The organism is Ruegeria sp. YTSC230 (genome assembly GCF_059609665.1).
In genome coordinates this window covers 492,268-517,540 of the sequence record NZ_JBXWMC010000001.1, presented here as the reverse complement: position 1 = coordinate 517,540, position 25,273 = coordinate 492,268, and the positions used below count along the sequence as shown (strand labels likewise).

The following is a 25,273-nucleotide window of genomic DNA, read 5'->3' as shown; positions in this document are numbered from 1 at the left end:
ACACTCGCTTAAGTTGTGTGACAAATGGCTATCTTCTGTTCAACCAAGGGATCAACGAAATGCAGGACCTGATGACCATGATTACAACGCTCCGCCGCCCACGCCTGTTGGCTCGGGCCGCAAAAATTGGGGCGCAGGAGTATGATCGGGACCGGCATCTTCAACGTGTTCTGGGATACGGATCACTGCCCGGCACAGGGTCTGCATTGGTTCGTCTGTTGGAATTGGAACGAGAGGTAAACGCCCAAAGACTGGCCGAAGACGCCGCCTATTCGCTGGTCCGCCACTTGGACCTGCTGATCGCGCTGTTGGGCGAGGCGCAACTGTTCAAAGCCAGTCGCGCCGCGCAATATCAATGATCAGGTGAAGGCATCCGGCATGGATGCTTTCTTTTCCGCCACGTATGCGTTCAATGCTTCGTTGACGGCGGGGTCGAGTTGCGGTTGCTGGTAATTGGCCAGCAGATGCTCGACCCGCGACGTGGCCAATTGGCGTGTGTCGCGCCCGCCTTCGTCTTCCCAGGTCTCAAAGGGTTTGTAATCCAGGACCTCGGACTTCCAGAACGCTTCTTTAAAATTCGCCTGCGTATGGGCACAGCCCAGATAGTGACCGCCCGGGCCAACTTCGCGGATCGCATCCATCGCCTGCGCGTTTTCATCATAGGCCACGCCCTTGGCCAGACCGTGCAGAACGCCCAACTGGTCGGCATCCATGACGAACTTTTCGAAGTCTGCAACAAGACCGCCTTCAAGCCAGCCGCAGGAATGCAGCATGAAGTTCACGCCAGCCATCAGCCCCATGTTCAACGAGTTTGCGGTCTCATAAGCCGCCTGTGCATCAGGCAATTTCGAGCCGCAGAACGACCCGGCCGAGCGGAACGGCAGGTTCAGACGTCGCGCCAGCTGGCCCGCACCGTAGGTAACCATCGAAGCCTCGGGCGTACCAAATGTCGGCGCGCCAGAGTTCATATCGATCGATGACACAAAGGCACCGAAAATCGCTGGCGCACCCGGACGGATGATCTGGCTATACGCGACACCAGCCAGAACTTCGGCCAGAACCTGCGTTAATGTCCCTGCAATCGAAACCGGCGCCATCGCACCACCCACGATAAAGGGCGAGATGATGCAGGCCTGATTGTTCTTCGCATAAACTTCCAGCGCGCCCATCATCACGTCGTCGAAGGTCATCGGCGAGTTGATGTTGGTCAGCGAGGTCATCACTGTGTTTTCCTGAACGAACTCTTTGCCGAACAGAATCTCACACATCTCAACCGAATCCTGCGCGCGGCTGGGATCGGTGACCGAGCCCATGAACGGCTTGTCCGACAAGGTCATGTGCGCCATCAGCATGTCCAGGTGACGCTTGTTCACCGGAATATCTGTCGGCTCGCACACGGTCCCGCCCGAATGGTGCAACCACTTGGACATATACGCCAGTTTCACGAACTTGTTGAAATCTTCCATGTTTGCATAGCGACGGCCACCTTGCGCGTCCCGCACAAAGGGCGGGCCGTACACCGGGGCCAGAACCAGATTGCGGCCACCGATGACAACCGATTTCTCGGGGTTACGGGCATGCTGCGTGAATTCGCTGGGCGCGGTTTTGATCAGCTGACGCGCCAAACCGCGCGGAATGCGGACGCGTTCACCATCGACATCGGCGCCAACATCTTTCCAGCGCTGCAACGCGGCTGGGTTGTCGACAAAGTTCACGCCGACTTCGGCCAGAATGGTTTCCGCATTGGTTTCGATGATTTCCAACGCTTCTTCGTTGAGAACCTCGAAGTTCGGAATATTCCGTTCGATGTATTTCGCCGTTTCGATGCGAACCGCGGTACGTTCGGCCCGGCGGGCGGCGCCACCGCCACCTCTTGCCCGACGCCGGGTGTTTGCCTCTGCCATGAGAAGATCCCGTCTATTGGTTGGTTTGATCAGTTTGTTACAGCAAGCATTTGGGGCAATGCATCTAATTTACGGCGCTATAGGGGGAAAAGCGACATCTGCATAAACCAAAACCGTCAGGCACTTGCTCTGATCACTCAAGTTCCTTCTCCATCAGGATGGTCTTGCCGCTCACCTCTTTCTCGTGCCAGCCCAAGTAGTGGTACATGGAGACTGTCGCTCGCATCAATTTATGCGTTCGCAACCTGAGCTTAGCGGTGCCGGTTCCCTTGGCTTCTTGTTCAGCTAATACGATCAACCGCCTCGCCAACCCTGCCCCTTGTGCCTTTGGCGATACGGCAAGGTTAAAGATCATCACCGCAGAATCGACCTGGTCAAAAACAATAAACCCGACGATGTCTTCATCCTGCGTGGCAACCCAAGCCTGATGCGCGACGATGTCGTCGCCAACGCCGTCCGTGACATCGGGCAGATCAGGAATATCGCGAAGTGCATCCGCATAGGCCGCTGCAATACAGGTTGTGACGGCTTCGGTATCAGCGGCACTTGCGCTGCGTAGTATGATCTCGGGCATCTCGCGCTCTTTCTGTATTAACCTGAGGCACAATTGCACAAATGACGTCATAGCGCTTGCACATGCAAGGCTTGCGACCTAATAGCCAACCATGACCCAAGACACCCATGACCGCCTTCTGATCATCGACTTCGGCAGCCAGGTTACGCAGCTCATTGCGCGCCGCCTGCGCGAGCTGAATGTCTATTGCGAAATCCACCCTTATCAAAAAGTCACAATGGACTTTGTGCGGGAAATGGCCCCTAAGGCCGTGATATTCTCGGGTGGTCCTGACAGTGTGACACGTGAGGGTTCGCCCCGTGTACCGCAAGAGATCTTTGATTACGGCGTTCCAATCCTTGGCATCTGCTACGGCCAGCAGGTGATGATGCACCAGCTGGGCGGTAAGGTTGAAAGCGGACATGGCACGGCCGAGTTTGGGCGTGCGTTTGTGACCCCCAACCAAAAGCTGGATATTCTGGACGGCTGGTTCACCGATGGCGATGAACAAGTCTGGATGAGCCACGGCGACCATGTCAGCGAAATCGCGCCCGGTTTCACCGTTTACGGCACCTCCCCCAACGCACCTTTCGCGATTACAGCGGACAGCAACCGTCACTTCTATGCGGTTCAGTTCCACCCCGAAGTGCACCACACACCCAAGGGTGCAAAACTGTATGAGAATTTCGTCAAACTTGCCGGGTTCAAGGGCGATTGGACCATGGGTGCCTATCGCGAACAAATGATCGAAAAGATCCGCGAGCAGGTCGGCGACAAAAAGGTCATTTGCGGTCTGTCCGGTGGTGTCGACAGCTCGGTCGCGGCGATCCTGATCCACGAGGCAATCGGCGATCAGCTGACCTGTGTATTCGTGGACCATGGCTTGCTTCGCAAGAACGAGGCCGAAGAAGTCGTCGGCATGTTCCGCGATAATTACAACATCCAACTGATCCACGCGAACGAAAGCGATCTGTTCCTTGGTGAACTCGAAGGTCAAAGCGACCCCGAGACCAAGCGCAAGATCATAGGCAAGCTGTTCATCGACGTGTTCCAGAAACACGCTGACACCATCGATGGTGCAGAGTTTCTGGCGCAAGGCACGCTGTATCCAGACGTTATTGAATCGGTGTCCTTCTCGGGCGGCCCCTCGGTCACGATCAAATCGCACCACAACGTTGGTGGCCTGCCCGAAAAGATGGGCCTGAAACTGGTCGAGCCGCTGCGCGAGCTGTTCAAGGACGAGGTCCGCGCGCTGGGTCGCGAGTTGGGCCTGCCGCAGAGCTTTATCGGTCGTCACCCCTTCCCCGGGCCCGGTCTGGCGATTCGCTGCCCCGGTGAGATCACCCGCGAAAAGCTGGACATCCTGCGCGAAGCGGATGCGGTCTATATCGACCAGATTCGCAAGCACGGCCTTTATGACGAAATCTGGCAAGCCTTTGTCGCGATTCTACCGGTTCGCACCGTTGGCGTCATGGGCGACGGGCGCACTTATGACTACGCTTGCGCCCTGCGTGCGGTGACATCGGTGGATGGTATGACGGCTGACTATTATCCATTCAGCCACGAATTCCTAGGCGAAACGGCTACGCGGATCATCAACGAAGTCAAGGGCATCAATCGCTGTACCTATGACATCACCTCGAAACCTCCGGGCACGATTGAGTGGGAATAGACGCCAGTTTGTGTCAATTGTGCGCGGTGAGAACACTTAATCCACTTTCATCAGCGAGGGGCCTTCATGACGAACACCCATTTCTGGATATTGCGAAAGGTCCTGAAACGTGCGTCGAAAGCGTCACTGGAACAGGTCAAAACCTACCGGATTCTGGGTGAAACTTATGGCCAATACAATTCCATAGAAAACTGGGACTGCCGCGATGGTGAGGGCCGTGAAATCCCGTGGTACACATATCCGGCCATCGAATACCTGGACAGCTTCGATCTGAACGGCGTTCGCGTTCTGGAATATGGCAGCGGGAACTCTTCGATCTACTATCTGAATGCAGGTGCAGAGGTAACGTCGGTCGAAAACGACAAAGGCTGGTTTGACAAGATTTCTGCTTCTCTCGCCGACAAACCGCATTTCACCTATTTCTTCGAGCGGGAAGAAGCGCAATATGTTGAACGCGATGAAATACGAAATGCCGATATCGTCGTCATCGATGGGCGCTATCGCAACGCCTGCGCCAGATTTGTTCGGGAACAGTTCCAGCAGAAACGGATAGATCCGACAATGATTGTGTTCGACAATTCGGACAGGCACCCGGACTGCATCGCCTTGCTGGACGAGGCCACAGGCTGGAACAGATGCGATTTTAACGGCTTCGGCCCGATAAATTCCTATACATGGACCACATCGGCCTATCTCAATCCATCGCGGCAACTGCCGAGAAAGAAACCTTTGGCCCCTATAGGTGGGCTGGGCATTCTGAGCGCCGACGACAGCTAGGACGCTGCGGATGCGATGCCGCCGACACACGATAGGATGGGCGTTGTGAAAATACTCAACAAGATCAGAAATTCGGTTTCAAAGCATCTCAACCCACAAAATACCAGATATTATGGGCTGAACGCTCTGGATCAGAAGCTTGAGCCCTATCTGGATTTCGACAACGGTTCCTTTGTGGAACTCGGGGCCAATGACGGCGTCACGCAATCCAACACCTACTATTTCGAGAAAGAGCGGGGATGGCAGGGTGTCCTGATCGAACCGGCACCGCATAACTTCCTTAAATGTTTCTCTCTACGCGGAAGTCGGAGCAAGGTTTTTTGCAATGCCTGCGTCGAATTCGGATTTCCCGATCGTCTGATCGAGATGGTTTACGCAAACCTGATGAGCGTCAGTGTCGGACAGGAATTAGCCCTTGCGGATCGAAGCGAGCATTTAAAGAATGCCCAGCTACATATGAAAGAAACCGAGGTCAGTTTCTCTTTCGGCGCGGTCGCGCGCCCGCTCAACGAAATTCTCATCGAGGCTGAAGCCCCCAGCAGAATAAACCTGCTGTCTCTGGATGTCGAAGGGGCGGAACTGAATGTTCTGAAGGGGATTGATCATGACCGGTTTCGCTTTGATTTTATGTTGATCGAGTGCCGGGACCTGGATCGACTGCAGGGATTTCTGGGCTCCGTTGGCTACAAATTGGAAACCGCCCTGAACCAGCAGGACTATCTTTTCCGCAACAACCGATAGGCTCAATCCATGCTCTTACGTCTAACGCGGAATTTGCCCGACCGGAGCCGGCGTCTGGCCATCACGCCCGGTTGTGTTCAGGTATTACCGTTTTGACGCGCTCACCGAGTCATCTAGTCAAAGCCGCACTTTGGATGACAGGGGCAATTGCCTCATTTTCAGCTATGGCAATCGCTGGCCGTGAACTGAGCGTGACCCATGACACGTTCGAGATCATGTTCTACCGCAGCCTCGTCGGAATTTGCGTGGTCGCCCTGATTCTGACCCTGACACGCAAATGGCAACAAGTCTCGACCGAACGGATCGGATTGCATGGGGTTCGCAACGTGCTGCATTTCACCGGGCAGAACCTGTGGTTCTACGCAGTCGGTGTCATTCCTCTGGCACAGGTTTTTGCGCTGGAATTCACGCAACCCATTTGGGTCATCCTGCTGTCTCCGCTTTTGTTGAAAGAGCGCCTGACGACCGTGCGCATGCTATCGGCGCTGATCGGATTTGCCGGAATTCTACTGGTCGCCCGGCCGGGCTCCGTGCCTCTCAGTGCAGGTGTGATGACCGCTGCTATGTCCGCTATTTTCTTTGCCTTAACAACGATATCAACAAAGTCCCTCACTCGTTTTGCCAGCATCGGATGCATCATGTTCTGGCTGACAGTAATGCAAGCCGTGCTGGGGCTGATCGCATCGGGTATCGACGGACAAATCACCCTGCCCTCGGCAAGCACAGCTCCGTTTTTGTTACTGGTGGGACTGGCCGGGCTGCTGGCGCATTACTGCATCACAAATGCGCTGGCGATTGCCCCGGCAACCGTTGTGGTGCCGTTTGACTTTGCGCGCCTGCCCACAATCGCGGTCATAGGTATGGTTCTGTATCACGAACCGCTGGATCACTGGACCCTATTAGGCGCTGCGGTAATTTTCGTAGGTATTTTCCTGAACGTTCACGCCGAGAATCGTAACAGTTTGGCAACACCTCTACGCGACACTCAACACAAGTAACGCACGGTCACCAGTTGACGATAAGGTAAAGCTCAAGAAAATAACGAGCACCACAATGCAGGTCAGTCCGCACCACATATCAACAGGCGCTGACCTCCAGGAGACCTAGAGGGAGGAACTAATGAAAAAAGCGCTTCTACAGGCGTGTGCGGTATGCGTTGGCGCAACCGGTGCTTACGCAGGCGGTCTTGATCGCAGCGGCCAGGGCGTCAACATTCTGTTTGAGGAAGGTTCTGTCGTGCAGTTCCGTTTGGGTTATGCAAACCCCGACGTGAGCGGTGAGCAGAACGGTGTTGATTCCGGAAACATCGCCAAAAGCTTCTGGACACCACACCTAGCATACAAGCATTCGTTTACCGATCAGTTGGACTTTGCTCTCATCTATGATGAACCGTACGGTGCCGATGTCGAGTACCCGTCGAACTATCCTTTGTCGCAGAACCCCTTGGCCGCTTTTGGTGGTCGCACCGACGTTTTGCGCGCTAAAGCGGATGTTGATGCGATTACTGCCCTGGTGCGTTACAAGTTCGATGGCGGCTTCAGCGCAATCGGCGGGATTCGCGCGCAGCGAGCCAAGGCAACCGTTGCTGTCCCGGTTGTTGCCGGTTACGAATTTGAATCCGGCTCTGAGGTTGACTTCGGTTACGTCATAGGCGTCGCATGGGAACGTCCCGAGATCGCGGCACGTGTCGCACTGACCTACAACTCGAAAATCACACACGATTTCGACTCGACAGAGTCCATCAACCGGAGACCACCGCCCGTCCCCGCACCGCTTGTGACCGCACAGACCGAAACCGAAGTTGTGACGCCTCAATCGGTAAATCTGGACTTCCAGACCGGTGTGGCACCTAAAACGCTGCTGTTCGGCTCGATCCGCTGGGTTGACTGGCCGCAGACAGTTCTGGCACCGCCGGTTTATACCGCCGCTGCGCAACAGAACCTGGTTGATTACGCGGACGACACATTCACCTACACACTGGGTCTTGGCTACAAGTTCACCGAAGAGTTTTCCGGCGCGATCTCTGCGGGCTATGAAACGTCCTCGGGTTCCACTGTTTCGAACCTCGGCCCCACCGACGGTTTCTGGAGCCTTGGCGTAGGTGGTACATACACTTTCGAGCAGGCGCAGATTTCTGGCGGCATCCGCTATACCGATATCGGCGATGCGACCACCACAACAGGTGGCGAATTCTCGGGTAACTCGGCATGGAGCGTCGGCCTGCAGCTCACTTACACGCTGAACTGATCCCGCCTACCGAACCAACTACAAACAACCCCGCCACATTCGGCGGGGTTTTTCTTTGCGCAAGTTTCGGGTCGAACATCGCCTTGGGGAATGCAAGAACGGGCTATGGAACCTCAAAAACACCTTTCTCCAAGGGCTTGGGCCGAACTTTTACTTCTGGGCGTGATCTGGGGCGCATCCTTTATCGCGATCCGCGTCGCATTGGACACGATCCCGGTCATGACCTCGGTTCTGCACCGCGTTTTCTGGGCGATGCTGGCGCTGTGGATCGTTGTCTGGGTCAAAAAGCTGAGCGTTCCCACCAGTCCGCGTATCTGGGGCGCATTCTTGATGATGGGGTTGTTGAACAATGCCATACCATTCTCGCTTATGGCTTGGGGGCAGCTTTACATCGAAACTGGCCTGACCTCGATCCTGAATGCAGCAACCGCCGTCTTCGGCGTCCTGATCGCCGCTATGTTTTTCAAGGACGAGAGGTTGACCCTTGCTCGTGGTGTGGGCGTCGGTCTGGGGTTTCTGGGTGTAGCAATTGCAATTGGCCTCAAGAATTTCGCGACTTTCAACCTTCAAAGCGTTGCCCAACTGGCAATCATCGCAGGAACAGTTTCTTACGCGTTGGCCAGCGCCTGGGCCAGAATCAAGTTGTCTGGCTTGTCTCCCATAGTTGCCGCAGCTGGCATGCTGACCGGCTCAACCATTCTGATTTTGCCTGTTTCCCTCGTGGTCGACGGGCTTCCCGTTTTGAACTTGCCGGCGATCACGTGGGCGGCCATTGCCTATTACGCCCTGATCGCAACAGCCGGAGCGTACTTGCTGTACTACCGCGTTCTTGCCATGGCCGGGGCCGGAAACCTGATGTTAGTAACGCTTGTCATACCGCCAGTCGCCATCGTTTTAGGCACACTGGTGCGCGACGAAACCTTACCGCCGCAGGCCTTTTTGGGCTTTGCCGTGTTGGCGATCGGGTTGTTGATTCTGAACTGGTCCCGCTCACGTGATTGACGCCGCCCCCTGCCCGTTTTAGCTAGGTCAGAAAAAGGGACAGCGGACAATGATCTACAGCTCGGCAAAGGACTGGCGCGAAGCGGCCCGGAAAAAAGTGCTGTTCTTCGGCATGTCTGGGCTGGGTAAGACCTATGTGTCGAACGTGCTGCGCGATTCCGGGGACTGGTTCCACTACTCGATCGACTATCGCATCGGCACCCGGTACATGGGCGAATACATCATCGACAACGCCAAGGCCGAGGCGATGAAAGTTCCATTCCTGCGCGACCTGTTGCTGTCGGATTCGATCTATATCGGCTCAAATATCTCGTTCGAAAACCTGACACCGGTTGCGACCTATCTGGGCAAACCGGGCAACCCGGCGCACGGCGGGCTTGAGCTTACTGAATATCGTCGTAGGCAGGAACAGTTCCGCCTTGCTGAGATCCACGCCCTGTTGGACACCGAGTATTTCATCGACCGCGCCAAGCGTTTGTATCAATACCCGAACTTCATCTGTGATACCGGCGGGTCAATTTGCGAATGGGTCGATCCTGAGGACCCGGCTGATCATGTCTTGTCCGAGCTGTCCCGCCAAACCTTGATGATCTGGATTAAGGGCGATGAGGATCACACTGCAGAACTGATCCGCCGTTTCGATAAGGCCCCCAAGCCGATGTCCTATCAGGCAGAGTTTCTGACCCGGGTCTGGGACGAATACCTCACCGAACATGGTTACGCACCCGAGGACGTCGACCCGGACGCCTTTATCCGCTGGACCTATGCCCGTGCCTTGGCCCACCGCCAACCGCGCTATCAGGCCATGGCGGACAATTGGGGTGTCACAGTCACCGCTGATGACATGCACAAGGTCCGCGATGCGGGTGATTTCGATGAGTTGATCGAACGCACCCTTGAGACCCGGACAAACCGGGCTTAATTACCGCCTCTACACAGTAACTCCAAAGGCTTGCACCTAATGCCGATCAAGATCCCTTCCGACCTGCCCGCTTACGACGTTCTCACCAAAGAGGGCGTCATGGTCATGGCTGCGGATCAGGCAATGCGTCAGGACATCCGCCCCTTGCGGATCGGATTGCTGAATCTGATGCCCAAGAAGATTCAGACCGAAAACCAGTTCGCGCGTCTGATTGGTGCCACGCCTCTGCAGATCGACCTGTCGCTGATCCGCATGACCGAACATCGCACCAGGAACACCGCCGCCGATCACATGGCCGAGTTCTACCAACCGTTCCAAGAGGTAAAGGATCAGAAATTCGACGGCCTGATCATCACGGGCGCGCCGATCGAGCATCTGGAGTTCGATGACGTCACCTATTGGGACGAGATGACCGAAGTATTCGAATGGACTCAGACGAACGTCCATTCCACCTTTGGCGTTTGCTGGGGTGGAATGGCGATGATCAACCATTTCCACGGCATCGACAAACAGGCGCTCGATGCCAAGGCGTTTGGTTGCTATCGGCACCAGAATCTGGCTCCTTCTTCCCCGTTTTTACGCGGTTTTTCTGATGATTGCGTGATCCCTGTCAGCCGCTGGACCACAATGAACCAATCTGAGATCAACAGCGCGCCTGGCCTGGCGACATTGTTGGGCAGCGATGAGGTCGGCCCCTGTCTGGTCGAGGACCCCTCGCATCGTGCGATCTATATCTTTAACCATTTCGAATATGACAGTGATACGTTGAAGCAGGAATATGATCGCGATGTCTCGAACGGGACCCCCATCAACGTGCCGATGAACTACTATCCAGACGACGATCCATCACAACCGCCGCAAAACCGATGGCGCAGCCATGCGCATCTGCTGTACGGCAACTGGATCAATGAGATTTACCAGTCCACACCGTTCAACATGGAAGACGTTGGTCATTAAAGTTTTGATATTCCTTGGCCTCGTTCTATCGGGTCTGATCCTGCTGACCGTCTGGCGCGCAGCACAGAACGAAGCTGCGGCTGAGGCTCTTTTCCCTCCTGAGGGTGAAATGGTGATGGTCGACGGTATCGCCGTCCATGCGGTGGTCATGGGCGACGGCCCCAATGTGGTTCTGATCCACGGGTCCAGCGGTAACACCCGTGACATGACTTTTTCTCTTGCACCGATCTTGGCCGAGAACTTCCGTGTGATCGTATTCGACCGACCCGGTCTGGGCTATAGCGACAGCTTCAATTCGGACGGCGAAACCATTGAAGAACAAGCGTTAATCCTGCAAAAGGCTGCAGCCCAATTAGGAGCCGAAAAACCTATTGTTGCGGGGCAAAGCTATGGCGGGTCCGTATCGCTGGCTTGGGCGGTCACCCGGCCCGACAACATTTCTGCCCTTGTTTTGATCGCACCGGCTGCAATCCCGTGGGAGACGCCACTGGACGGTTTCAACAAGCTGGCGTCGACTGAGGCGGGCAATACGCTGGCCCTGCCCCTGATCACCGCGTTTGTCCCTGAATGGTACGTGGAACAAGCGCTGGACAAAGTCTTTGCCCCGCAGAAGGCACCCGCAGGGTATGCTCAGCATTTCGGCCCCGGCCTGACGATGCGACGCGCCTCGATGAATGCGAATGCCAAGCAACGGGCCAACCTGCTGGACGAAGTTCGCGCCCTGCAACCCCGCTATGGGGAAATTTCCGTACCGACCGAAGTTGTTCACGGAACGGCTGACACCACTGTCAAGTTTGCCTGGCATGCAGAACAACTGGTCGACCAAATCCCCGACGCGGAACTGATCGAGCTTCCGGGTATTGGTCACATGCCGCAGGTTGTGGCCGCCCCCGAGGTTGCCTCAGCAATCGACCGCGCGGCCGAGCGAGCGGGTTTGCGTTAAACCGCCAGCTAATCCATAGTAGGATATGGATTTTATGGCGAGGTAGCTAATGGCCCGTTCGGAAAAAGGTTCCATTGAAAAGTATTTCCGCAAGGACGCCCCGAAAGAGGTGCGATCAGCCATTGAAAACGCAAAGAAAGACGACATTCTAAACCCGACATATCCTTACGAAGAACGCATGAAGCGTAAGGATTACGACAAAGAGATGGATTTGCTGCAGATCGAACTGGTCAAAATGCAATCCTGGGTCAGGGAAACAGACAATCGCGTTGCTATCATTTTCGAAGGCCGCGATGCCGCCGGAAAAGGTGGTACGATCAAACGCTTTCGCGAGAACCTAAATCCGCGCGGCGCCCGCAACGTGGCGCTCAGCAAACCCTCTGATACCGAACGCAGCCAATGGTACTTCCAACGATACGTTCAACACCTGCCTGCGGCAGGCGAAATCGTGTTCTTTGACCGCAGCTGGTACAATCGCGGTGTGGTCGAAAACGTCTTTGGTTTTTGCGAACCCGAAGAACGCGAACGTTTTTTCAGGCAAGTTCTGCCGCTTGAAACCGGACTGGTGAATGACGGGATCAAACTGTTCAAATTCTGGCTTAACGTCGGGCGCGCGGAGCAACTGAACCGCTTTCTGGCACGTGAGGCAGATCCGCTAAAGCAATGGAAACTCAGCCCAATCGACATTGCGGGGCTTGGTAAATGGGACGAGTACACGCAATCGATCTCGGAAACTCTGACCCGCAGTCACTCAGACCTTTGCCCTTGGACCATCATTCGCTCAGACGACAAAAAACGCGCCCGCATCGCGGCAATACGAACTGTTTTGCACGCGTTGGACTATGATGAAAAAGACAAGAAGGCTATTGGCAAGATCGATCCACTGATTTGCGGCGGACCCGAGGTGTTGGACGCGTGATGACATTTTCGCGCTCCAATGCTGCCAAGGGTTGGACGAACCGGCAGGCGTGGATTATGTCTTGGTTCCCCGGAACTTAAACAAAAAGGCTCGTGACACAGACATGGCGAAACGCGGGTATCACCACGGCAACCTCAAGCAAGCCCTGATCGAGGCCGCTCTTTCGCTGATCGAAGAAAAAGGTCCGACAGGCTTTACCCTTTCCGAGGCCGCAAAGACCGCGGGTGTAACGCCTGCAGCTGTATACAGGCACTTTCAGGGACGCGAGGACCTGATTGCCGAGGCCGCCCGGCAGGGTTTCGAAATGTTTGCCGACTTGATGCAGTACGCCTACGACACGGGCCAACCCTCGGCCCTTGCTGCGTTTGAGGCTACTGGTCGGGCTTATCTGGCTTTTGCCCGCAAGCACCCTGGTCACTACATCGCCATGTTCGAAAGCGGGATATCCGTAAACCGAACGCCTGAATTGGCGCTGGCCGCGAACCGGGCCAAGAGCGTCCTGGAAAAAGCAGCCGCAGACCTTTCGCAACACATCCCGCCAGAGAAACGGCCACCTGCGTCGATGTTCAGTGCCCATATCTGGGCGATGAGCCATGGCGTTGTTGAGCTTTATGCCCGAAACACAGGTGCCAGCTCTCCATTCCCGCCAGAGGATCTGTTGGAAAGTGGCATTGGAATATATTTGCGGGGTTTAGGTCTGGTTCCGCAGGACGATTGAGGTTCGAGCTAGAACCTGGGTCTTGGTGCCGGAACACTAAGGCCCGAGGTGACGTTAATCAGATCCATCTGCCCCATGCCCTTGATATCCACCGGTCCAATATCCGAGACCTGGAACTCGTCAATCAACGCGTACTTCATCTCTTCCGGGGCGACAATATTCATTGGGTTTGCAAAAACTTGCAGGCGTGAAGCAATGTTCACGGCCGGACCAAACACGTCGTAGACGTATTTCTGAATACCCACGACCGAGCCGACAGCCGGCCCCATTCCCAGACCGATTCGAGCCTGCCATTTATGCGGATGGCTTTCGTTGCGCCGTTCGAGATATCGCAAGAACCGGACCGCACAATGGGCCACGGCCGTCGCATGATCCGGCGTTGCGTCCGGCATACCGGAAACCGCCAGATAAGCGTCCCCGATAGTCTTGATCCGTTCGCACCCATATTGTTCGACGATCCTGTCGAAGGCCGTGAAAACATCGTTCAACTCGCTGAGTGTCACAGTCGGGTCGGTCTTTGCCGCAAAATCCGTAAAGCCCACAAAATCCAGCATCACGACCGAGACCTGATCGTAAAGCTGCGGCGTAACGACACCAAAGGTCTTGAACTCTTCGTACACAGCGCGTGGCATGAGGTTCAACAGCAGCCGTTCGACCCGCTCTTTCTCGCGTTCCAATTCGCGCGTATTACGCTCGACCATGGTCGAATAACTGTCGATCATGCTCTCAAGCTCGCGAATGCGGGTGATGTTCTGAAATTCGACCACCAGCACCTGTTCGGAAAGGCCGTTGGCCAAGGACACTGCGACTGCGAATATCAGCGTCCGGCGCTTGGGCTTGACCTGCAGCTCGGCCGAATAGCGCAGGCCGGATTGCTTGACGTCTTCAAGCTCTTTTGGATCAAGGTCGGGGAAGTAATCCAAGAGGGTCTGACCTTCAGTCGGTGCCCCAAACCACTCGGTAAATGGGCCGTTGTGAAACACGAAACCCAAATCCGAAGCCCGCACAACAGCGACGCCGACACCGATCGCGCGGAGCAGCTGTTCGTTTATGGCCAGAATACTCATGCGGCGTCGCGTGCCACGATGATGGCTCGTTTTGACTCGATGGCATCAAGGGCAATTTTTATATGCGCGTCTTCCATTCCATGCATCGACAGGGCATCGCTGAAAAGCGCGGCCATCTCGTCAAAATCTGCGTGAGAGATGTTCAGGTGGCGATGAACCGCCTCGATCCTGTCATCGCTAAAGGATGCAGGTCCACCAACCAGGGACGAAACAAACTTGGTCTGATGATCAATCAACCGGGGCATATCAATGTCTTCGAAATGACCGCCGATCTGATCGGACTCCAACGCCATTTCGTAAAAGGTCATCACGATCCGCGAGATCGTTTTGAAGCCACCGTATCTTTCGTAAATTGTCTGCCCCACGACACATAACCCAAACGTTATTCACCACTAACGTCACGAGGTTATATCATATTGACAGTTTTGTTAACGCTTATGACGCGGATGCACGGCGGGGCGACCATTTACGTGGCGTGTTGAGACATGAATTCACACGCTCAGATCGTCGGCGCAGGGGATGAACCCGACGTATCCCCCCTGTTCCAGCAATCGCGTCTGGCCCCCCACGCGCCAATACAGCTTGCGCCGCGCCGCGACCAATTCCCGCCGAAGGCGGAACCAAAGCGGCCCCTTATCCAGCCCGCTGTTGGTTTTCTGGTCTTGTGATCGTTCGCTGACCTTCACCTCTTCGACCGTGTGATCTTGCTGTTTCGACCAGATCATCTGCACCCCAACAGCCGGAAAGCACTGATACATCCGCCAATCCGACCGTGGGATGGAGACGAAATCGTCCAGGTGATCCGAATACTTTTCGGACCAATTCAGCAGTTTCTGGCAGGCCCGCTGAGAAAGCACATAGGCGGCCGCGCTCGGGGCCATTTCCAGCATGGGCCGGACGTCAACTCCCGCAATGCGCGTCTCAGGCCCAAAACGAAGGGGCTTGGGGGAGTAGTCCAGCTTGACCATGTCAAAGGCATCCGGGACCTCCAGCAAGGCCGCGATTATCGATCCTGCCTGAACAGACATTTCGACGTCATCTTCGAAAATGGCCACCGCATTAAGGTTTTGATCCATCGCAGCCTGCCAAACCGCGCGATGGCTTTCGAAACAGGCGATTTCGCTTTGCGTCAAACCCCAGCGACTACCCGATCCCGGAACGTAGCCGTTGACATCCAGGACACCGGGTACTTGTGCATCTGTCGCACTGTAGCGCGTGGCACCTACCAAACCTGCATGATCGAACTGCGCTTCCATGAATGCGCGACGCACTGGAACGCGATCCAGGTTGATAAAAAAGGCACCCGTCTCTGGTGGCAGTTCGTAACGTCCCACGGTGTTTCCTTTCAAGTAGTTACGCCAGATACACACCGGCAAGGTGGACAATCAAGTCTGCGCTTGAGCAATATGTATCCGGTTTCGCCTATCCTGATTTAGAAGTCCCGATTAAGCTGCGCTGAGAAAACAATAAACAGGATTCTTGCAATGACGTCTCATGGATATTCCGGCGGTCGCCTGAACCTGCCGTTTGTGGGTATATCGACCTTTGGCAAAGCTCCGTATGTCGCGGATTGGGATCAAATCGATGCTGACGTCGCCGTCATGGGTGCGCCTTTTGATTTCGGAACTCAGTGGCGATCCGGCGCTCGGTTTGGACCGCGTGCGGTGCGCGAAGCGTCAACTCTGTTCAGCTTCGGCCATGCCGGCGCATATGACCACGAGGATGATGCCACTTACTTGGATGGCTCGGTCCGGATGGTCGATATCGGCGACGCGGATATCATCCACACAAAGACCGAAGAAAGCCACGCCAACATCCAGTTCGGTGTTGAAAAGATGCTGAATGCAGGCGCCCTGCCCGTCACCATCGGCGGCGATCACTCGGTCAACATCCCGTGCATCAACGCCTTCGAAAACGATTGCGAGAAAAACGGGCCTATCCACGTCGTGCAAATCGACGCACATCTGGACTTCGTGGACGAACGCCATGGCGTGACCGCCGGGCACGGCAACCCCATGCGACGTGCAATTGAAAAATCGTATGTTTCGGGCATGACACAATTGGGCATCCGGAACGTGTCGTCAACCGCCAAAGAAGGATATGAGGACGCCCGCGCCCGCGGGTCGGACATTTTGTCTGTTCGGCAGGTGCGCAAGCTCGGTACGGATGGCGTGTTGGCGCGCATCCCGGAAGGCGCCCGGTATTATGTCACGATTGATATCGACGCATTCTGCCCGTCCATCGCCTCTGGCACCGGCACGCCCAGCCACGGCGGGTTCCAGTACTATGATGTCTTGGAGATAATTCAGGGGCTTGCGAAACGCGGAGACGTAGTCGGGATCGACCTTGTCGAAGTGGCTCCGAATTATGACCCGACCGAAAGCACGCAGATATTGGCGGCTCAGGTTCTGCTGAACTTCATCGGGTTCATCTTTCACGAACGTGGCAAGAAGGGCTGATCGCCCTTCCTGCCAAATCAATTATGCACTGATCGTGTTGTGTTCAGGGCCATAGGGGAAGCCGGTAATGTTTTCGGCACCGGTTTCCTCGACCACCAGAATGTCGTGTTCCCGGTATCCGCCTGCACCCTTCTGACCTTCTGGAATCCACAGCATCGGCTCAATTGAAACGACCATGCCCGGTTCCAGAACCGTATCGATATCCTCGCGCAGTTCCAGCCCCGCCTCGCGCCCATAGTAATGGCTAAGGATACCGAAAGAGTGCCCGTACCCGAAGGACCGGTACTGCAGCAGGCCTTCGTCAGCGAAGAAGCGGTTGATTTCTTCGCAGATCCCCGAGCAGGTCGCGCCGGGTTTAATCAGGCTCAGACCCAGCTCATGCGCGGCAACGTTGGCTTTCCAGATGCGCAGGCTATCGGCGTCGGGTTCGCCTAGGAACAGAGTGCGCTCCAGCGCTGTGTAATAACCTGAAATCATCGGGAAAGTGTTCAGGGATAGGATATCACCCTTTTCCAACGCGCGCTTGGTGACCGGGTTATGTGCGCCATCCGTGTTCAGGCCTGACTGAAACCAAACCCATGTGTCGCGGTATTCGGCATCCGGATAGGCGCGGGCAATCTCGACCTCCATCGCGTCACGCCCGGCCATGGCGATCTCGATCTCGGTCGCGCCTTCACGGATCGCGGCGTGGATGGCTGCGCCACCAACATCCGCAGTACGCGCGCCACCTTTGATCAGTTCGATCTCTTCGGCTGATTTCACCATCCGTGCAGCCATCGTATCAGGCGCGATTTCGACCAGTTCCGGTGCCCCCAGCATATCCAGCGCAGTGTCGCGCATTGCCAGGGTCATGTGGTCACCCTCGATACCGACCCGGCGGGCAGAGCCGATCAGGCTGGCTACAGCGCGCCAGTAATTGTTCCGCTTCCAATCGGTGTAGATCACGTTCTCTTCGACCGACCGGCGCCAGGGCTGCCCGGCATCGATATTGGCCGAAACCGTGGTACAGGCATCCTGCGTTACAACACAGCCATAGGGGCGACCAAACGAGCAGTACAGGAAGCCCGAGTAGTAAGCGATGTTCTGCATCGACGTCAGCAGAACTGCGGGAATGTCCCGTGCCGCCATGGTCGCGCGTAGGCTGGCAAGGCGACGATCGTATTCCGCCCGGCTGAATGGCAACGGCGCTTTGTCACCGTTGTGGCAGGTGAAAAACTCGGGGCGATTGTTCAGATCTTTCATCTTTGACTCTCCTCAACGCCGGACTGGCATCGCCCGGCCACAAGTCCCGGCGTTCAGGACGAGCGGCCTCGGGATCCGAGAGCCATGCACCCCGCGTTGCGTCACGACGCCATCGTGACCGGGGTACATGGTGAAATCGCTAAATCAGCTTTTGAGTCGCGTCAAGCCGGGGTGAGACCCCGCAGGCGTTCAGACCGCCGCCGCAGCAGTTCGACCGTGGTCAGCAGCGCGATCGAGATCACGACAAGGATGGTCGCAACGGCCAGAATGGTCGGGCTGATCTGTTCACGCAGGCCTGTGAACATCTGCCAAGGCAATGTCTTTTGGCTGGCTGATCCGACAAAGAGAACCACCACAACTTCGTCAAACGAAGTGATGAAGGCAAACAATCCGCCCGAGATTACACCCGGCAAAATCAGCGGCATCTGGATCTTGAAGAACGTCCGCACCGGACCTGCACCCATATTCGCAGCAGCCCGCGTCAGGGATTGGTCAAACCCGACCAGCGTTGCGGTCACCGTGATGATGACGAAGGGAATCCCCAGAACCGCGTGGGCCAGCACGACTTTCACATAGCCGACGAAGTTCTTGTTCATGCCCAGCGTACCTTCCAAAAAGCGGCCGATGTCGCTGTAGAAAAAGAACATACCCGTGGCCGAGATGATCAGCGGAACGATCATTGGCGAGATCAGAATGCCCATAATGGCCCGACGCCCCGGAACATGCGACTGGCTGAGACCTATCGCCGCCAGAGTGCCCAGCGATACCGAAATGATGGTCGCAATTGGTGCGATGATCAGCGAGTTCTTGAAGCTACGCTGCCATTCATTGTTGGTGAAGAAATCGCGGTAATGCTTCAGCGAATACCCTTCAGGGTCCAGACGCAGCATTTCGGGCGTAAAGGTGAAAAAGTCCTGCGCATTGAAAGACAGCGGTAGTACCACAAGGATCGGCGTGATCAGGAAAACGAAGATTGCCCCGCAGATCACCCGGAAAGTGAAATGCCACAACACCTGACCAGCCGTCATGTAAGGAAGCAATTTTTGCCGATAACGCCCCTCGTAGAGCCAGAAGATGAAGAAGGCAAAGAACCACCCCGCCAGCAGCCCGACGATCAAGCCTGTAATGCCTGCGAAGAAAAATCCAATTGCAGCAAGACCGAGTATCGTAATCCAGCGCGCAACGCGTTCGTTGTCCAGCACGTTGATATACAGCCATGCCAGACCTGCCATCAAAGCAGCGCCGATCAGGATGCCCAGCAGAACGTTGTCCTGCCCGGCTCCGACGAACATGCCCAGAAATCCTCCGGCGATTGCGACAGCCGGCAGAACCACCGACAACGGTTTGCGGGATATTGGTGTAAGTGCAGCCATATTCTTTATCCCAGCTTGACGTTATCAATGCCGACGATCTTGTCGTAGCACCAGTAGAGTAGAAGAACGACCGCCAGCAGGATCGTCCCCAGCGCCGCAGCCAGTCCCCAGTTCAGAGAGGATGAGATGTGGTACGCAATCCGGTTCGAAATGAAGACACCTTTGGTGCCGCCAACGATCTCGGGCGTGATGTAGTACCCGATGGCAAGAATGAATACGAGGATCGAGCCCGCGCCGATACCCGGTATCGATTGCGGAAAGTAAATCCTCCAGAAGGTCGTCCAGTTGGTGGCGCCCATGGATTTGGCCGCACGGGTATAGTACGGCGGAATCGTCTGCATGACCGAATACATCGGCAGAATCATGAACGGCAGCAGGATATGCGTCATCGCAATGATCGTGCCGAATTGATTGTTGATGATCACCAGCCTCGCATCATCGGCAACAAAGCCCAGCCAGACCAGCGTTTCGTTGATCACACCCTGCTGCTGCAACATCACTTTCCAGGCGGAGGTGCGCACAAGCAGCGAGGTCCAGAATGGCAGCAGCACCAAAATCATCAGCATGTTTGAAGCCCGCATCGGCAGATTGGCCAGCAGGTAAGAAACTGGATAGGCCAGCAGAATACAGGACCCGGTAATGATCAGCGACATGAACAATGTCCGGCCGAACAGCTTGATGAGGATGCGCTTATCTTCGGGTTGCGCTTGCGCCCCTTCGGGTGTGCGCTGCATATCAACAGCGTTTAGAAAGTAACCATTGGTGATCGGCACCGCGTGCGTCTTGATCACGCGCCAGGTGTCTACATCACCCCAGCCTTCGTGAATTTCGATCAGTTTCTCCTTGAACGGAGCGTCAGCTTCCGGATCCAACCGCTTGATCTGGCGTCCAGATTTTCGGAACATCGACGACATACCCGTCTGCTCATAGTTCAAGCGGGTACCCAGTCTTGTGTGTTGCTTGGCGTCAACGGCAACAACCATGTCGCGAATAAATGCTTCATACAAAGCTTCGTCCGGCAATTCCCCGCTCTCGGCGTCCCATTGCTGTAACTCAACGACTGTCAAAGGAAGTGTCTCTGAGACAATCCCGTTTTCGACCGATCGGAATAGCATGGAAATGATAGGTATGACGAATGATAGCAGTACAAATAGCAAAAGTGGCGCAACCAGAGCCAACGCCCGCAATTTACGCCGACGCAATGAGCGCGCCAGTGATTTCTTCAGCGGCGTACCATCTGCCGCCAACATCGGACCTGATTGAGTTGCGTCGCTCATCTGCGTTCCCTGATTTTTTGACGCCGGGGCCTAACTTGGCCCCGACTGGTTTTTTTGGTTCAATCAGCGATTACTTCGCCAGCCAAGCCTGGAACTTTGCTTCGATATCATCACGATAGTCAGCCCAGAACTCGTAGTTGTACAGGAACGTGTTCTTGGCGTTCTCGGGATCGGTCGGCATGTGAGGTGCCATGTCAATGCCCAGGTCCGCGTGCTGACCCACCAGCGGCGCCGAAGATGCGCGGGCCGGACCGTACGAGATGTACTTAGCCTGATCCGCCAGGCGCTGCGTATCGGTTGCGAACATGATGTAGTCCAGCGCGCGCTTCTGACGCTCTTCGCTCAGACCAGCAGGAATAATCCAGCCGTCCAGATCAAATATCTGAGCATCCCACAGCATTGCAACGGGTTGCTTCTGCTCTTCGATCACGCTGAACAGGCGACCGTTATAGGTCGAACCCATGATGATCTCGCCGTCCGCCAGCAACTGCGGCGTGTCAGCGCCTGCAGACCACCAGACAACGTTGTCTTTGATGGTGCCAAGCTTGGCCAGGGCCTGATCCTGCCCTTCAGGAGTCGCCAGCACGTCATAGACGTCGTCTTTTGCCACGCCGTCACAAATCAGAGCCCATTCCATGTTGTTGATGGCACGCTTTTCAAGTGAACGCTTGCCTGGATAGGCTTCCAGATCGAAGACCGCGCAAACATCCGACGGCGGTGTGTCACCCACCAGATCCGTACGATACCCGAATGTAGTCGAGTAAACGATTTGCGGAATGAAACACTCGCTGACAAGCAAGTCACCGAAATCATCAGCAGCCGAGGTTCCGTCGGGTGCCGGTGCCAACATGGTGTCCGGATCGATTTCCAGCGCTAAACCTTCGTCACACAGACGAATTGCGTCTGCCGCCACAACGTCGACCACGTCCCAGGTAATGTTGCCTGCTTCGTTCATCGCACGCAGTTTAGCAACCGCCTCGGCCGAGCTGTCGTCGTTCAGGATCGTGACGCCGCTCTTCTCGGAATAGGGCTCATGGTATGCTTTCAGCTGCGACTTGGAGTAAGCTCCGCCCCAAGAGACAATAGTCATTTCCTCTGCGGATGCAGCGCCGGCAACTGCCGCAATAGCACCTGCCATAATAGTGGTTTTTGTTACTTTCATCGTTAACTCCCTGTTATTCCCGTTAATTTTGATCTTTTTGGTTGGGCCACGGGGTAACCCACCCATGCCTTTCCCCGCGCACTTTCGTGTCGTGAACGGGCTGTTCCCTGATCAGGCGTCCAATGCCCGGCAGTCGCGCGCAAGCCAGCCGATTTCGACTTCCTGGCCCGGCGACAGTCTGATAGCGTCCGGGGCGTTTCGCGTCTTGATGATGAAGTCGTCATTCCCGGCAACCGACAGACGGAAGCGGAAAACATCGCCCATGTAGATGAACTCTTTCACCGTTGCTTTCAGAGTATGCGCATCGGCGTGCAGGCGATCCTTGTTGAATTCCACCCGCTCAGGCCGGATTGACACTTTGGTCCGATCACCTGCCGCGTGGACATTGACCGGCTTGGCGTCAATTTCAGATCCGTCATCCAGCGCCACAACACATTCGTCGCCGTTGATTGATTTAATAACGCCTTCCAATGTGTTGTTTTCACCAATGAACTGGGCAACAAAACTGTTTTCAGGCTCTTCGTACAGAAGATCCGGCGGCGCAAGCTGTTGAATGCGCCCATCGTCGAATACCGCAACGCGATCTGACATTGTCAGGGCTTCGGTCTGGTCGTGGGTCACGTAGACGGTCGTAATCCCAAGTTCATGGGCCAGACGCGTGATTTCAAACTGCATATGCTCGCGCAGCTGTTTGTCGAGCGCGCCCAGCGGTTCATCCATCAGAACCAGCTCGGGCTCGAACACCAGCGCGCGTGCAAGGGCGATCCGCTGCTGCTGGCCCCCGGACAATTGCGCCGGTCGACGGCTGCCAAAGGCCCCCATCTGGACCATATCAAGCGCCCGGCGGACTTTTTCTTCTCTTGCGTCCTTGCCAATTTTCCGCACTTCCAGAGGGAACGACAGATTTTCTGCCACCGTCATATGCGGAAAAAGAGCGTAATTCTGGAAAACCATGCCGATACCGCGCTTATGCGGTGGGATGTTGTTGATCGGTCGACCGTCCAACATAATCTCGCCATGAGTGGCTGTTTCAAACCCTGCCAGCATCATCAGGCAAGTTGTCTTGCCAGAACCCGAGGGCCCAAGCATTGTAAGAAACTCACCCTTCGGCATGGAAAGGTTAAGGTCTTTTACAACAAGGATCTCGCCATCATAAGATTTTTGGACATGCTGAAACTCGACGAACGCTGCGTCATTAGACATTTACCGATTAGTCTCCCCTGTGCAGTCCTTGCCTGCCCGGTTCATCCGGATCTCAAAGACCTGTCGAGGCCATTTAAGGACATGCAGGGTGCGGCACGCAACCAAAATATGACACGTGGGTAACTATTAGAAAGGAAGCAGCCGAGTTTTCAGGCGGAATTCAACTTGCGCATGTGCCACGCGAGGCTTTGATTGCTGGAAAGCACCGGTTTTTTTAGGCGTTCCTGTACAATCGGGATTACGTCAAAAGTTCTTAGATTCGTGCAGCTTAGAAAAACAGCTTCAACTGAATCATCCTGCCCAAGACTCACTGCAGCCTCAATCAGAGACTTCCGTGAAATCCGCGCGACTTTGGCCTCCTCAGCTTCGCCGAATGTGCCAAAAACATCCATCGAAATGCCATTTTGGGCAAATGCATGGCGTAAGGGATCGTTCACTTCTTCGATATATGGCGACAAAAGTGCGAACTTTGCTACACCAAGTTCTTGGGCGCAGGCCGAGGCCGCGCGCAATGGGTTTGTAACAACCTCTGCCTCGCAAGTTTTTTGAACCATTTGTTCGACCTGATCCGAGCCGATAACCGAGCTGGCAGAGGTGCAGCCATAACCAACCACACGATATGGTCGGGTCTTGGGCAACAGATCGGCAGCGGCAGGTAACGCGGTTTCCATTTCCGCCAGAGTATCTGTCGTCACCTCTTTGCCGCTGGGAATTCTGGAGACATAAATCGGACAGCTACGATCAGAAAAATACGCGTTGAATTCCGGCTCAAGGGTCTCGTCTGTCTGCAAGACGATCAGACCCATTGGGGGCGTGGCGGGATCATCTGCATCAACTGTATAGGGTAATCGCGTCATATCTCGGGCAACTCCATACCAGCGCGAGGGCTAAGAAAGCGGGGCTCTTCTTCGGTTATGACGATGTTTTCTTCGTGGACAAGGATCTTTCCACCCACGGCAATGCCCGGTTCAAGCGTCAGGACCATGCCTGGTTCCAAAACTGTGTGGTCGGTTGGAATGAGAGATGGCCATTCTGTCAAAGACATCCCCAATCCGTGCCCCAAACGCCCTGCCCCTGTATCGGCATCGTGGCGCGACAGCACAGAGTTCATCGCCTGAAACAAGTCCGCCGCCGTGGCGCCCGGACGCGCAATCTCGAATGCCGAATCCGATGCTTCAATCAAAGCACTGTAGGCCGACTTAACCTGCTGGCTCGCGGACCCTATTGACCAGTTGCGGTCGTAATCACTGAAATACCCATCCCAAACCAGGCCGGTGTCCAGCATCAAGACATCGCCTTGCTGCAGCAGCGTATCAGATGCCGGGGAAATCACATCGGTGTAGCCACCCTGTTCCGCACCGCCCGCGAGGTATGGAACCCAATCGGCCCCCTCGTCCAGGCACAGCATTTGAAACCCGCGGAACACAGCATCCAGCGCCACGCCTTCTTTGGCGATTTCGGGCACCCGCTGAAAGGCACGCCCAGCGATGGCGCATGCCGTTTCAATCTTTGCAATCTCCGCTGATGATTTCACCATCCGCAGCGCGCGTACGATCCCTTCATCGCCGCAAAGGTCTCGCTGACCGACTGTCTGTTGCAGACGTCGAAGGTCTGCCAACGGCATCCTGACATGCGTTTCATGCCCATCTGGTAGTCCGATCTTTGCGTCGTCGGGCGTCACCTCGCGAAGTGTATCAGCCAAAAGGCTAATGCCATCGTCGGCCAGATCCGGCGCAGCCCAGGTTCGGATATCGTCGAGCCATGTCTCGGCCATAAGCGCGGCCCCGATCGAAGGGATCACCGCAATCGGCTTGCCACTGGCAGGTACAATCAGAAACCAGGGCCGTGTTGGGCTTTCCCAAAACCGCGTCAGGTAGCCGGTAAAATATCGGACCTCAGGTTCCGTCGTCAGCAACAGGGCCGACAGACCAGAGGCTTGCATCTTGTTTTGCGCGCGTTCCGTTCGTGCTGCGAACTCAGATGTGTCAAACCCCCTCATTCCGTGACCTCAGAGAAAAAGCGGATAACCTGCGCGTCTGCGTCAATTCTCAAGCAAGTGCCATTGATCAGCTTTTGGCCGCCGCGATGGGGGGTAGGTGAGATTCTCAATTTGGTGTCTTTCCCGTGATGCCCAT

The 25,273-nt window shown here is 55.5% G+C and carries 25 protein-coding genes; 13 read left to right on the top strand and 12 right to left on the bottom strand.

Annotated elements, in window-relative coordinates; translation table 11 throughout:
• Positions 1 to 59: 59 nt before the first annotated feature.
• Positions 60 to 359, top strand: coding sequence for a DUF6477 family protein (locus AC2FD9_RS02415; RefSeq protein ID WP_108859085.1), 300 nt, complete (start codon positions 60 to 62; stop codon positions 357 to 359).
• Here the strand turns inward: AC2FD9_RS02415 and AC2FD9_RS02410 are convergent, their stop codons facing one another.
• Both AC2FD9_RS02410 and AC2FD9_RS02405 read right to left on the bottom strand, forming a co-directional pair.
• Positions 360 to 1,904 carry a trimethylamine methyltransferase family protein gene (locus AC2FD9_RS02410; protein WP_058271464.1) on the bottom strand — a complete coding sequence of 515 codons (1,545 nt, stop codon included), beginning with the start codon at positions 1,902 to 1,904 and terminating at the stop codon, positions 360 to 362.
• Positions 1,905 to 2,037: 133 nt separating this feature from the next.
• The gene (locus tag AC2FD9_RS02405) at positions 2,038 to 2,529 is read right to left on the bottom strand and encodes a GNAT family N-acetyltransferase (protein WP_496835216.1); all 492 of its coding nucleotides are present in this window, start codon (positions 2,527 to 2,529) and stop codon (positions 2,038 to 2,040) included.
• Between the two features lie 40 nt (positions 2,530 to 2,569).
• Here AC2FD9_RS02405 and guaA point away from each other — a divergent pair, with 40 nt between their 5' ends.
• From guaA to AC2FD9_RS02350, 11 genes are all read left to right on the top strand, one after another.
• Positions 2,570 to 4,129, top strand: coding sequence for a glutamine-hydrolyzing GMP synthase (guaA, locus tag AC2FD9_RS02400; protein ID WP_496695301.1), 1,560 nt, complete (start codon positions 2,570 to 2,572; stop codon positions 4,127 to 4,129).
• Between the two features lie 66 nt (positions 4,130 to 4,195).
• Positions 4,196 to 4,906, top strand: coding sequence for a hypothetical protein (locus AC2FD9_RS02395; RefSeq protein ID WP_496695299.1), 711 nt, complete (start codon positions 4,196 to 4,198; stop codon positions 4,904 to 4,906).
• 45 nt (positions 4,907 to 4,951) lie between these two features.
• Positions 4,952 to 5,647: an FkbM family methyltransferase gene (locus AC2FD9_RS02390; RefSeq protein ID WP_496760552.1), complete on the top strand. Its 696-nt coding sequence runs from the start codon at positions 4,952 to 4,954 to the stop codon at positions 5,645 to 5,647.
• Positions 5,648 to 5,739: 92 nt separating this feature from the next.
• Positions 5,740 to 6,645 (top strand): DMT family transporter, encoded by a 906-nt coding sequence (locus tag AC2FD9_RS02385; protein WP_496835213.1) that lies wholly within the window; start codon positions 5,740 to 5,742, stop codon positions 6,643 to 6,645.
• 121 nt (positions 6,646 to 6,766) lie between these two features.
• Positions 6,767 to 7,894: an OmpP1/FadL family transporter gene (locus AC2FD9_RS02380; RefSeq protein WP_496835211.1), complete on the top strand. Its 1,128-nt coding sequence runs from the start codon at positions 6,767 to 6,769 to the stop codon at positions 7,892 to 7,894.
• Positions 7,895 to 7,999: 105 nt separating this feature from the next.
• Positions 8,000 to 8,896, top strand: a complete 897-nt coding sequence (locus AC2FD9_RS02375; protein WP_496835209.1) for a DMT family transporter — start codon at positions 8,000 to 8,002, stop codon at positions 8,894 to 8,896.
• A gap of 49 nt (positions 8,897 to 8,945) precedes the next feature.
• Positions 8,946 to 9,818 carry an ATPase gene (locus tag AC2FD9_RS02370; protein ID WP_496722546.1) on the top strand — a complete coding sequence of 291 codons (873 nt, stop codon included), beginning with the start codon at positions 8,946 to 8,948 and terminating at the stop codon, positions 9,816 to 9,818.
• Positions 9,819 to 9,857: 39 nt separating this feature from the next.
• The gene (gene metA / locus AC2FD9_RS02365; RefSeq protein WP_496835207.1) at positions 9,858 to 10,775 is read left to right on the top strand and encodes a homoserine O-acetyltransferase MetA; all 918 of its coding nucleotides are present in this window, start codon (positions 9,858 to 9,860) and stop codon (positions 10,773 to 10,775) included.
• Positions 10,726 to 11,718, top strand: a complete 993-nt coding sequence (locus AC2FD9_RS02360; RefSeq protein WP_496835205.1) for an alpha/beta fold hydrolase — start codon at positions 10,726 to 10,728, stop codon at positions 11,716 to 11,718. Before metA ends, AC2FD9_RS02360 begins: the two co-directional genes overlap by 50 nt.
• Positions 11,719 to 11,767: 49 nt before the next feature.
• Positions 11,768 to 12,637 carry a polyphosphate kinase 2 gene (gene ppk2, locus AC2FD9_RS02355; protein ID WP_496835204.1) on the top strand — a complete coding sequence of 290 codons (870 nt, stop codon included), beginning with the start codon at positions 11,768 to 11,770 and terminating at the stop codon, positions 12,635 to 12,637.
• A 103-nt stretch (positions 12,638 to 12,740) separates the two neighbouring features.
• The gene (locus tag AC2FD9_RS02350; RefSeq protein WP_058271885.1) at positions 12,741 to 13,355 is read left to right on the top strand and encodes a TetR/AcrR family transcriptional regulator; all 615 of its coding nucleotides are present in this window, start codon (positions 12,741 to 12,743) and stop codon (positions 13,353 to 13,355) included.
• 8 nt (positions 13,356 to 13,363) lie between these two features.
• Here AC2FD9_RS02350 and AC2FD9_RS02345 read toward each other — a convergent pair whose 3' ends face one another.
• From AC2FD9_RS02345 to AC2FD9_RS02335, 3 genes are all read right to left on the bottom strand, one after another.
• Entirely contained in the window at positions 13,364 to 14,422 is a 1,059-nt protein-coding gene (locus AC2FD9_RS02345; protein WP_496753839.1) for an adenylate/guanylate cyclase domain-containing protein, read from the bottom strand.
• On the bottom strand, positions 14,419 to 14,787 hold the full coding sequence (locus AC2FD9_RS02340) for a group I truncated hemoglobin (RefSeq protein ID WP_282118583.1): 369 nt from the start codon (positions 14,785 to 14,787) through the stop codon (positions 14,419 to 14,421). Before AC2FD9_RS02340 ends, AC2FD9_RS02345 begins: the two co-directional genes overlap by 4 nt.
• 126 nt (positions 14,788 to 14,913) lie before the next feature.
• Complete coding sequence (locus AC2FD9_RS02335; RefSeq protein ID WP_496835201.1) at positions 14,914 to 15,756, bottom strand: glycosyltransferase family 25 protein; 843 nt, start codon at positions 15,754 to 15,756, stop codon at positions 14,914 to 14,916.
• Positions 15,757 to 15,906: 150 nt separating this feature from the next.
• On the opposite strand from AC2FD9_RS02335, the gene speB reads away from it, so the two are divergent.
• Positions 15,907 to 16,881, top strand: a complete 975-nt coding sequence (gene speB / locus AC2FD9_RS02330) for an agmatinase (protein ID WP_496835199.1) — start codon at positions 15,907 to 15,909, stop codon at positions 16,879 to 16,881.
• Between the two features lie 21 nt (positions 16,882 to 16,902).
• Here speB and AC2FD9_RS02325 read toward each other — a convergent pair whose 3' ends face one another.
• The 7 genes from AC2FD9_RS02325 to AC2FD9_RS02295 form a co-directional block, all read right to left on the bottom strand.
• Positions 16,903 to 18,123 (bottom strand): aminopeptidase P family protein, encoded by a 1,221-nt coding sequence (locus AC2FD9_RS02325; protein WP_496835197.1) that lies wholly within the window; start codon positions 18,121 to 18,123, stop codon positions 16,903 to 16,905.
• Positions 18,124 to 18,284: 161 nt separating this feature from the next.
• The gene (locus AC2FD9_RS02320; protein WP_108858770.1) at positions 18,285 to 19,496 is read right to left on the bottom strand and encodes an ABC transporter permease; all 1,212 of its coding nucleotides are present in this window, start codon (positions 19,494 to 19,496) and stop codon (positions 18,285 to 18,287) included.
• A 5-nt stretch (positions 19,497 to 19,501) separates the two neighbouring features.
• Entirely contained in the window at positions 19,502 to 20,773 is a 1,272-nt protein-coding gene (locus tag AC2FD9_RS02315) for an ABC transporter permease (protein WP_496835195.1), read from the bottom strand.
• A 70-nt stretch (positions 20,774 to 20,843) separates the two neighbouring features.
• Entirely contained in the window at positions 20,844 to 21,935 is a 1,092-nt protein-coding gene (locus AC2FD9_RS02310) for an extracellular solute-binding protein (protein ID WP_282118588.1), read from the bottom strand.
• 111 nt (positions 21,936 to 22,046) lie between these two features.
• On the bottom strand, positions 22,047 to 23,138 hold the full coding sequence (locus AC2FD9_RS02305) for an ABC transporter ATP-binding protein (RefSeq protein ID WP_109311640.1): 1,092 nt from the start codon (positions 23,136 to 23,138) through the stop codon (positions 22,047 to 22,049).
• 149 nt (positions 23,139 to 23,287) lie between these two features.
• Positions 23,288 to 23,995, bottom strand: coding sequence for a maleate cis-trans isomerase family protein (locus tag AC2FD9_RS02300; RefSeq protein WP_496835192.1), 708 nt, complete (start codon positions 23,993 to 23,995; stop codon positions 23,288 to 23,290).
• Positions 23,992 to 25,137: a M24 family metallopeptidase gene (locus AC2FD9_RS02295; protein ID WP_496835191.1), complete on the bottom strand. Its 1,146-nt coding sequence runs from the start codon at positions 25,135 to 25,137 to the stop codon at positions 23,992 to 23,994. Before AC2FD9_RS02295 ends, AC2FD9_RS02300 begins: the two co-directional genes overlap by 4 nt.
• Positions 25,138 to 25,273 lie beyond the last annotated feature (136 nt).